Below are 204 nucleotides of genomic sequence, written 5' to 3'. Positions count from 1 at the left end.
CCGAACTCCGGGTTGTTGATCAGCTCGTGCTCCTGGCGCTCGCGCAGCGCCTCGATGGTCAGCCGGAGCTGGTGCTCGGTCTGGTTCATCGGCTGGTTGTAGAGGTCGGCGACCCGGGTGTGCACCTTGAGGATCGTCTGCGCGACGCTCAGCTCGTACTCGCGCGGCTTCAGCTCGTAGTCCACGAAGGCGCCGGGCAGCTCG

The 204-nt window shown here is 66.7% G+C and carries 1 pseudogene; it reads right to left on the bottom strand.

The window, feature by feature from the left end:
- A pseudogene (locus VM95_RS38410) lies at window positions 1–204 on the bottom strand (Crp/Fnr family transcriptional regulator); the annotation flags it as partial.

The sequence above is a fragment of the Streptomyces rubellomurinus genome (assembly GCF_000961885.1).
Lineage (GTDB): Bacteria > Actinomycetota > Actinomycetes > Streptomycetales > Streptomycetaceae > Kitasatospora > Kitasatospora rubellomurina.
The sequence above is the reverse complement of the archived record's forward strand: the minus strand, read 5'-3'. Positions and strand labels throughout refer to the sequence as shown.